This window comes from Mesorhizobium sp. M7A.F.Ca.US.014.04.1.1 (assembly GCF_003998745.1).
Taxonomy (GTDB): Bacteria; Pseudomonadota; Alphaproteobacteria; order Rhizobiales; family Rhizobiaceae; genus Mesorhizobium; species Mesorhizobium ciceri.
The window spans coordinates 1-312 of the sequence record NZ_RZRW01001542.1 but is presented as its reverse complement, the minus strand read 5'-3'; the positions used below and the strand labels follow the sequence as shown (position 1 = coordinate 312).

Annotated in this window: 1 protein-coding gene; it reads left to right on the top strand. The window is 61.5% G+C overall.

What is annotated here, in order from left to right:
* Positions 1-2: 2 nt before the first annotated feature.
* Positions 3-312: alpha/beta fold hydrolase (locus tag EOA22_RS37510; RefSeq protein WP_245478833.1), on the top strand; the 310-nt coding region annotated here is incomplete at its 3' end.

Genomic DNA, 312 nt, shown 5'->3' with positions numbered 1-312 from the left:
CGGTGGATGTCGGCGGCACGGCGTTCGTCTACCGGGAGCTCGGCCCCAAGACCGGCGTACCGGTGATCCTGCTCAACCATCTCGGCGCTCAACTGGACAATTTTGATCCACGCATCGTCGATGGCCTCGCCGCGAACCGTCGAGTGATTGCCTTCGACAACAGGGGCATCGGTGCTTCGGGCGGCAAAACGCCGTCAAGCATTGCCGAGATGGCACGGGATGCTGTCGCCTTTGTCCGGGCGCTTGGGTTCGATCAAGTCGATCTCTTCGGTTTCTCACTTGGCGGCTTCGTGGCGCAGGAGATCGTACTGA